Origin of the sequence: uncultured Clostridium sp. (assembly GCF_934754915.1) — a bacterium.
Lineage (GTDB): Bacteria > Bacillota > Clostridia > Clostridiales > Clostridiaceae > Clostridium.
Genome location: NZ_CAKVKB010000040.1, coordinates 20647 through 28871 on the forward strand (window position 1 = coordinate 20647; position 8225 = coordinate 28871).

An 8225-nucleotide genomic window follows, 5' to 3' on the forward strand; every position below is an offset into this window, starting at 1 on the left:
TTAATCCTTCTTAATCTTTTTATATAAAATATATATTCCATTAATAATATAATATTTTTTCACGTAAAACAGCAATTCTTTAATTCTAGATAACCAATATGATTGCTTTTTCAATTGAGCAGCTTGATAAAAATCTATATAAGCTTCCTCTCTCTGCTCTTTTAAAAATTTTTCTATTTCAGAAAATCTTTCATTTGCTGCTGTGTTTGTATGTAAACATACTGTTGAAAATCTATTTGTTCTAATTATTTTTGATTCTTTGCAAGGGACAAATGTCAAGCCCATATATTCATAAGGACGATTTGTTAATCCATCTGTAACATATCTGAAGCCACATGTTTTTAATGCATTTATTGTATTTTTATCATATGAATGAGATGGAGCCATAAACACATCCACTTTAATTCCATTCTTTTCAAGTACATTTTTTCCGTATTTTATTTTTTTTATCTGTTCTTCATATGATAGTCCCGCAAATTCACTTTTTTTTCCATTAGATATAAGACCATTTGAATGTGTAACATATTCGTGAAAACATCCATGCATAGCAACAGTCCATCCTAATTTTTGGAGTTCTGCAACTTTTTCCCAAAATAAAGGATCTTCATCATCAATATTTAGCATATTATCCTTGCATTCTGGAACAACCCCAATAATTGGATGTACATTATATTTCATAAATAAATCTTTAACTCGATCAAATTTTGAATGATCCATCTTTGGACATACATCATCTAATCTGAATAATATTTTTCTCATTTTTTCACCTTACTTGTAATATATTGAAAATACTGTGACAATATTTCATTTTCTGAATGAGAATATCTTGTCTGCAATGCATTTTCACCTAAATTTCTCGCATATTCTCGTGACGACGCAATTTTTAACATTGCATCAGCAAATTCTTTTGCATTACCAACTTTGGTAAGTATCCCAGAAACATCATTTTCTATTAAATGTCTAGAACCTCCACATGGACAATCTGTAGAAATACATGGCATACCCATACTCATGGCTTCTAAGAGAGAATTTGATATGCCTTCATAATCTGAAGATAGTACATACATTGAAGCATCTCTCATCTTCTCATGAATTTTAAAATCTAATCCTTTAAAAACTACTTTCTGATCTATCCCTAATTTTTTTGCATAAATCTCCAATAGTTCTCGGTCTGGCCCTTCTCCATATATATGTAGGCTATAAGAATCATCTTCTTTGCAAAAAAAAGAAAATGCCTTTAGCATCATTGTATAATTTTTTTGTTTTGATAGCCTACCTGCTGCTATAATTACATGAGAATTGCTTTTTCCATTCCACAAAGGCAGATTCTTTTTAACTGGATTCGGTATTACTACTGATTTAGCTTTTATATTTTGTGAAAAATATTCTCTTGCCTCATCTGTTTGAAAAATATATCCATCCGCAAATTTATATGTAATATTTCTTACAATTCTTCTAATTTTGCTAGGACAATCTCTAATTGGATCGTTACGTTCACTAATAATAATAGGTGCTCTTAGTCCCAATCCTGCAACACAACAATATATATTACAAGTCGTTAAAAATGAAACGATGACATCTGGCTTAAATGTTTTAATTACTTTTCTTAAATTTGATATTCTCTTGAAAACTGCATATATAGAACTACTATTTGCCGCCCCAACATACTCAATATGAACTTTTTTATCTATTTCATATTCAACTTTTGGAGATGACACTAATGCCAAAAATACTTCATTTCTATCTTTAACTGCGCGATTTACTAAAAGACTCATAACACGTTCAGCCCCATTGGCAGACATACTACTAATTACAAATAAAATTTTTTTCATTTTCCTCTCCAATACTTTTTATACAATTCTTCATATTTTCGTGCCACTTTGTCAGCAGAATATTGTTTTGCAATCTCGTTTGAGTTCTTACTTTTTTCTGCTCGTATATCATCATTTGTTAATGATAAAATACTTTCAATTAATGCATTTTCATCATTAACATCAATAAGATAACCATTATCATTAAATATATCTGGTATTCCACCTATTCTTGATGCTATAACTGGCAATCCAGCAGCTTCTGCTTCAAGCAAACTTACCGGTAGCCCCTCAGTAAGAGACGGTAATACAAAGACATCACATATTGAAAACAATTCTGGTACATTGTCTACATTTCCTAAAAATTGAACAACATTATCAATTCCTAATGCTTTAGATAAATGCTGAGCTTCTTCCATAAGTTCACCCTCACCCGCTAGTATTAAGCGAATTTGCGGTTTTTTTTCATAAGCTTTAGCGAATGCTTTTATCAAGAACAATTGATTTTTTACTTTATCAAATCTAGCTACATTCACATATACCACTTCTTCATGCTTTTTCTTTTCAACTCTTGAAAATGACATATAATCAACAGGATTAACGACCATTTCTACTTCTGACTCAGATAAATCATATAATTGTGTTGCTTCTTTCTTTATCTCATTTGATATAGCAACTGGTACAATGACATGATGATGATATAGAAAAGTAATTAATTTTCTAACTAATGTATTGTCTTCTTGTCTATTTGGTCTACTGTGAATTGTATGAAGAATGCATATATTTTTTTTCATCGCTATTGGAAACGTATATATCCAACTTGTTACATGCGTATGAATTATAGAAGGTTTTAGTTTTTTCACATAAAACATAATTTTGGAAAACATTTTATATTGAAAGCCAGGTTTTTTATTTAAAAAAATAATAGATATATTATTATCTAATAATCTTTTTTCAATAATAGAATTACAAGGTGATGAAAGACAAATGATATTTAATTCATATTGATTTTTATCCATTGCTAATGCTAATTGTTCAACCATTTTTTGTGCACCAGCAATTTTTAAATTTGATACTACTATCATAACTTTCTCTTTTTGCATTTTTGTCACCTCATACTTCTTTAATTTTTCTTATATGTGATACTTCTCCGTAAATAACAGCATTGTCAGGTACACTATGAGTTACGACTGAGCCCGCACCAATCTCTACATTATTACCAATACAAATTCCACCAATAATTGTACAATTTGCACCAATATTTACATTATTACCAATTGTAGGTTGACCCGTATGATTTGCTCCTATTACCGTTCCCGCTACAATTGTACAATTATCACCAATAACTGTTTTCGAATTAATAACAATTCCAAATCCGTGCAACATTTTAAAACCACTTCCAATGGCAACATGGCTTGGTATATCACAACCACATCTTACACAAGACTTATGGTATAAAATTCTTTCAACAGCACTTATTACTCTTAACCATTTGTGTGTGCGATAAAATTGCAGCCATCTATACCTCCAAATTAATCTGAATTCCGGTATTAATATATACGCCTTAACAATATTCATATTATCCCATCTATCGATATCATTATTAATTATTTCTAACAACTCACTAAAATGCATTATTAACCTCATACTCTAAAACTTTTTCATATAATCTAACCATTGTTTCACTATTATTTCTGTACTTAACAATTCATTTAATTGCAGTGCCTTCATAGCATAAGCTTTTCTACGCTTATCATCATCTATTAATCTAATGATTTTTTCAGCCAATCCCTCTTCATCACCAATATCGACTAAATCACCATTCACGCCATCTTGAATTAAGTCAGTTGCTCCCGAAACTTTGGTAGATATGCAAGCAAGACCTAAGCACATGGCTTCTATTAATGCATTAGGCATTCCCTCAAAATTTGATGACATAACAAATATCTCTGCATCTGCTATGACGTCATGAACATTTTTAACACTTCCAGGTAAATCCACAATATCTGTCATATTATTTTCTTGTATATATTTCTCCAGCGTCATGCGCTCTGGTCCCTCTCCGTAAATTGTAAGCTTGTATCCTGGTCTTATACTTGCAACCTTTTTAAATGCTTTTAAAAGTAATAATTGATTTTTTTGTTTCATTAAACGTCCAACAGATACTATTCTTTTTAATTTAATAGTTTGAATTGCAATCCCTTTTTTTTCATTTAAGGATACAGGATTATATATTACAACACTTTTTTTTTGAATTATATTTGAAAAATAATTTTTGTTATGTGTTGTCTGTATCACAACTCCATTTGCTAATAAATATAAGAAGTCACGTGCTTTTCTTATTAAAAAATTATCTGGAATCTTCCTTGGATCATTTCTATCTGCTACTATAATTGGACTTTTTAATCCCAAATTACAAGTAATGGCCAGCATATTAAATGGAGCTAGAAAAGAAATTACAATATCAGCATTTTTTTTAAAGAATGAACGAATCCATTTCATATTAAGTAGAATATTTTTTGTACCTGTCTTCTCTACAACTGACACAGTTTTTACATCTGGATCCAACTCATAAAATATTTCTTCATTGTAATAAAGTAAGATTGTAACATCGTAGTTCTCCTTACTCATACTTTTAGATAAAATTGAAATGACTCTTTCTGCTCCTCCTTGCATTAAAGTTCCATCAAAAAATACAATTCTCTTCTTGTTTGATTCCATTTTTTCCTCCCAAATCAAGACTATAGTTTCATAATATTAGTCTCTCTTTTTTGTACGACTAGAGAATTTGCTGGAATATTACCTTTTATAATACTTCCTGCTCCAATGACAGTATTATCTCCAATGACAGTACCACGCAATATTATCGTATTTGCACCAACCCAAACACCATTACCAATGTGAATAGGTTTAGTCTTATATTTCTCAGCGGCTAGACCTCCTGGAACTTTTAAATCATGATCTTGATCATATACGAGCACTCCTGGACCAAATTGTACATTATCGCCTATTTTTATTTTTTCCCATGCTGTAATAACACAATTATTACTCATACTAAAATTATCTCCAATTGATAAATTGGCGTTTTTTCTTACCCTAATTTTTGCTCCGCTCCTCATTCGAAATTTAGCACCAATGCATAAATGTCCACTCTTATCAATAGTCACTTCTGTTAAGGGTGATACTAAATTTATCAATTTACAGCTAAAATTATTCCCTTTTTCAATTTTCAATAATCCAAATTTACAGATAGAGATTATACCACACATTGAAGCACGTAAATATTTATTCATAAAAATCACCTTAATATTCTTTTTATCACTTCTTTATAAGCATTAACAACAATTTCTCTAGAGAAATTATTTTCAACATATTTTCTTCCCTTTTTTCCACAATTTTCTCTGTCATTATTTTTAAGATCTAAAAATTTTTTAATTGTTTCAACTAATTTACTAACATCTCCACCATGATAAACATAACCACTTTCCCCATCAATTACAGTTTCCTGGCATCCTGGATTATCTGTAGTAATAATAAAACGACCTGAGCTTGCGTTTTCAAGCAAAACATTACTCATTCCCTCTCCATAGGTAGATGGATGAATAATAGCATGTGCCCTTCTAATCCATGGTTTGACATCTTTTTGCGATCCCCGATAATATACAATTCCAATTTTTTCTAACTCAGCTAATTCATTTTCGTAATGGCTTTCTGTCGGTTCAATAAATCCAATCATATTAAACTCTGTGTTTGGATAATCTTTTTTTATCATTTTGGCTGCCTCAATGTAATCATCCACGCCTTTATCATGAAGAATACGGCCAATATAATTAAATACTACTGTATCCCCCACTTTACCATTTCCACCACTAGGATATGCTTGCAACGGATACCTTTTAAGATCTACTCCTGAACCAGGAATAAGCTTGTAATCTCCCTTTACCATTCCTGAATCAATTGCAAGTTTCATGTTTGTGGAATTTTGGAACATTACACATGCAGCTCCCTTGTACGCAAACTTAAACAACCATAAAATAAATGCTTTCTTTATACCAGTCATATTAATCACCGAGCCGATACCTGTCACATTATTTATATATGGAATATGCAAAGTCCTTGCAGCCACAGATGCGTAAACATTAGGTTTTGCTGTATATGTGAGGACAATATCCGGTCTTTCTTTCTTAAATAACTTTCTGTAATGTAGAAATAATTTTGCATCAGCTATAATATTCGTGCCACGTCTATCAATTACAGGGTCATCATATCTAAAGGGTATATCTTTCATTAAGTCAAATTTAGGTCCATTTGGACATGATATGAGCATTTCATACCCTTCATCAAGAAGTCCTTCTATCAATTCCTTTCTAAAACAATAAATATCATCGTCATTATTGGTCAATAATGCAATCAATTTTTTATCTCTCATCTACTTACCTACCTTAACACCGCAAACACGGTTCTAAACATAGTGGCGATTTCTTTAAAGAAACTAAATTCTTTTATACTATTCAAGTTATACTTCATTTTTTCTGGCAATACCTCATTAATATATACACGATCTACATCATCTGCTTGATCTAGTAAATCAGCTTCATCTTTGTATTGAATACTAGCTTCTGATGTAACTCCTGCAGGTAGTAATAAGGTTGCATACATTTCATTCGTATAACTTTTTACATAATGAACACTTTCTGGTCGTGTTCCCACAAATGTCATATCTCCTAAAAAGATATTGAACAATTGTGGTAGTTCATCTAATCTACAATCTCTAAGTTTACTTCCAATCTTTGTAATTCTTGAATCATTTGATACGGTTACCTGTGTTCCAATCTGATCCGCATTTTGTACCATTGTCCTAAACTTAAAGATTCTAAATACTCTACCATACTGAGTCACTCTTTCTTGTCTATAGAAAACGCCACCCTTGGAATCTTTCACAATTAATATTGAAATAATCAATAAAATTGGAGAACAAAGAATAATCATGATTAAAGAAACCAAAATATCAAATACTCTCTTAAAAAATAAACTTAATTTTTTTCTTAGTAATAAATCATAATAAGGACGAACTTCATCCGTTCGCATATACTCAGGCAATTCATTCCAATTCTTAAGCATTAATTTTTCACCTTATTAATCACATTACAATAATTTTCAATAATATAATCCACTTCTTCATCTGTCAATTTTGTATATAAAGGAAGAGTAATCTCATTTTCAAACTGCTTATATGCATTTGGATAATCCTTGATATCAAATCCTAAGTTTTTATAAGCAGTCATCATTGGAAGTGGTTTGTAATGAACATTTGTTGCAACACCATGCTCTGCTATTTTAATAATAATTTCATTACGCTGTTCCAATGTAATATTAGGAATTCTTGTAATATACAAGTGTCCAGAAGATTGATGTTCATCCGTATAATGATTTAACACTTCAACACCCAATGGTTTGAATGCTGCATCATACTTTTGAATGATCTCTTTTCTTCTTTCTAACATTCCCTTATATCTTCTCATTTGTCCTAAGCCAATACCTGCAACAACATCTGTCATGTTACATTTGTACCAAGGACCTACAATATCATATTCCCAAGCTCCTAATTGTGTCTTAGCTAAAGCATCTTTAGATTGTCCATGTAATGATAATAATTGATATTTTTTATAAATCACTTCATTATCAATACCCTCAATATCTTTCCATGTTACAGCTCCACCTTCAGCTGTCGTAAAGTTTTTAACTGCATGAAAACTAAAGTTAGAGAAATCCGCAATACTACCTACTGGTTTATTATGCCAAGTTGCACCAAACGCATGTGCAGCATCTGCCATAACAATTACTCTACCAATCGCTTTTTGAATATCATTTGTAGGATTAAATAAATCCTTTTCCTTTTCTACAATAGAGAAAATTCTATCGTAGTCACATGGAACTCCCCCAAGATCCACAGGAATGATTACCTTTGTCTTTTCAGTAATCGCATGTTCTAATTTTTCATAATCCATTTCTAATGAGTTTTCTTGTGTATCAATTAGAACTAATTTAGCTCCAACATGACATACTACAGAAGCACTTGCCGTGTATGTATACGCACTGGTAATAACTTCATCACCAGGCCCTACCCCCAATAATCTCAATGTCATTTCAGCACACGCTGTTTGAGAATTTAAGCATACTGCTCGATTTACTCCACAAAGATCAGCTACTTCTTTTTCCAATTGCTTTGTCTTTGGCCCAGTTGTAATCCAACCAGATTTTAAGGCTTCAGTAACCTCTTTAACTTCTTCTTCTGAAATATCTGGTGGTGAAAATGGTATATTCATCATAAACTCTTTATCCTGGTATATTGTAATTGACCCATCTAACTGGTCATTTACAACATACTTCTCCTTTCTTTCAACCTTTAATAAC

9 protein-coding genes are annotated in these 8225 nt (G+C 31.2%); all 9 read right to left on the minus strand.

Annotation, left to right across the window (positions count from 1 at the left end):
* Genes Q0F58_RS08400 through Q0F58_RS08440 form a run of 9 tightly spaced genes read right to left on the minus strand, consistent with a single transcriptional unit; the run spans position 1 to position 8137 of the window.
* Positions 1–759 (minus strand): DUF2334 domain-containing protein, encoded by a 759-nt coding sequence (locus tag Q0F58_RS08400; protein ID WP_294374949.1) that lies wholly within the window; start codon positions 757–759, stop codon positions 1–3.
* Positions 756–1832, minus strand: coding sequence for a glycosyltransferase family 4 protein (locus Q0F58_RS08405; RefSeq protein ID WP_294374952.1), 1077 nt, complete (start codon positions 1830–1832; stop codon positions 756–758). Before Q0F58_RS08405 ends, Q0F58_RS08400 begins: the two co-directional genes overlap by 4 nt.
* Positions 1829–2914, minus strand: coding sequence for a glycosyltransferase (locus Q0F58_RS08410; protein WP_294374954.1), 1086 nt, complete (start codon positions 2912–2914; stop codon positions 1829–1831). The genes Q0F58_RS08405 and Q0F58_RS08410 overlap by 4 nt, the downstream gene beginning before the upstream one ends.
* Positions 2915–2924: 10 nt before the next feature.
* Positions 2925–3446 carry a serine O-acetyltransferase gene (locus tag Q0F58_RS08415; RefSeq protein ID WP_294374956.1) on the minus strand — a complete coding sequence of 174 codons (522 nt, stop codon included), beginning with the start codon at positions 3444–3446 and terminating at the stop codon, positions 2925–2927.
* Positions 3447–3461: 15 nt separating this feature from the next.
* On the minus strand, positions 3462–4532 hold the full coding sequence (locus tag Q0F58_RS08420; RefSeq protein ID WP_294374958.1) for a glycosyltransferase: 1071 nt from the start codon (positions 4530–4532) through the stop codon (positions 3462–3464).
* Between the two features lie 20 nt (positions 4533–4552).
* A complete protein-coding gene (locus Q0F58_RS08425) occupies positions 4553–5104 on the minus strand; it encodes a DapH/DapD/GlmU-related protein (RefSeq protein WP_294374961.1) in 552 nt (183 codons plus the stop codon).
* A 5-nt stretch (positions 5105–5109) separates the two neighbouring features.
* On the minus strand, positions 5110–6240 hold the full coding sequence (locus tag Q0F58_RS08430; protein ID WP_294374964.1) for a glycosyltransferase family 4 protein: 1131 nt from the start codon (positions 6238–6240) through the stop codon (positions 5110–5112).
* A gap of 8 nt (positions 6241–6248) precedes the next feature.
* On the minus strand, positions 6249–6932 hold the full coding sequence (locus tag Q0F58_RS08435) for a sugar transferase (protein WP_294374967.1): 684 nt from the start codon (positions 6930–6932) through the stop codon (positions 6249–6251).
* Positions 6932–8137, minus strand: a complete 1206-nt coding sequence (locus Q0F58_RS08440; protein WP_294374971.1) for a DegT/DnrJ/EryC1/StrS aminotransferase family protein — start codon at positions 8135–8137, stop codon at positions 6932–6934. The genes Q0F58_RS08435 and Q0F58_RS08440 overlap by 1 nt, the downstream gene beginning before the upstream one ends.
* Positions 8138–8225 lie beyond the last annotated feature (88 nt).

Coding starts and splice junctions, on each gene's coding strand:
- Q0F58_RS08435 (WP_294374967.1), bottom strand. CDS start 6,932: ATGCTTAAGAATTGGAATGAATTGCCTGAGTATATGCGAACGGATGAA.
- Q0F58_RS08400 (WP_294374949.1), bottom strand. CDS start 759: ATGAGAAAAATATTATTCAGATTAGATGATGTATGTCCAAAGATGGAT.
- Q0F58_RS08415 (WP_294374956.1), bottom strand. CDS start 3,446: ATGCATTTTAGTGAGTTGTTAGAAATAATTAATAATGATATCGATAGA.
- Q0F58_RS08440 (WP_294374971.1), bottom strand. CDS start 8,137: ATGAATATACCATTTTCACCACCAGATATTTCAGAAGAAGAAGTTAAA.
- Q0F58_RS08410 (WP_294374954.1), bottom strand. CDS start 2,914: ATGCAAAAAGAGAAAGTTATGATAGTAGTATCAAATTTAAAAATTGCT.
- Q0F58_RS08430 (WP_294374964.1), bottom strand. CDS start 6,240: ATGAGAGATAAAAAATTGATTGCATTATTGACCAATAATGACGATGAT.
- Q0F58_RS08405 (WP_294374952.1), bottom strand. CDS start 1,832: ATGAAAAAAATTTTATTTGTAATTAGTAGTATGTCTGCCAATGGGGCT.
- Q0F58_RS08420 (WP_294374958.1), bottom strand. CDS start 4,532: ATGGAATCAAACAAGAAGAGAATTGTATTTTTTGATGGAACTTTAATG.
- Q0F58_RS08425 (WP_294374961.1), bottom strand. CDS start 5,104: ATGAATAAATATTTACGTGCTTCAATGTGTGGTATAATCTCTATCTGT.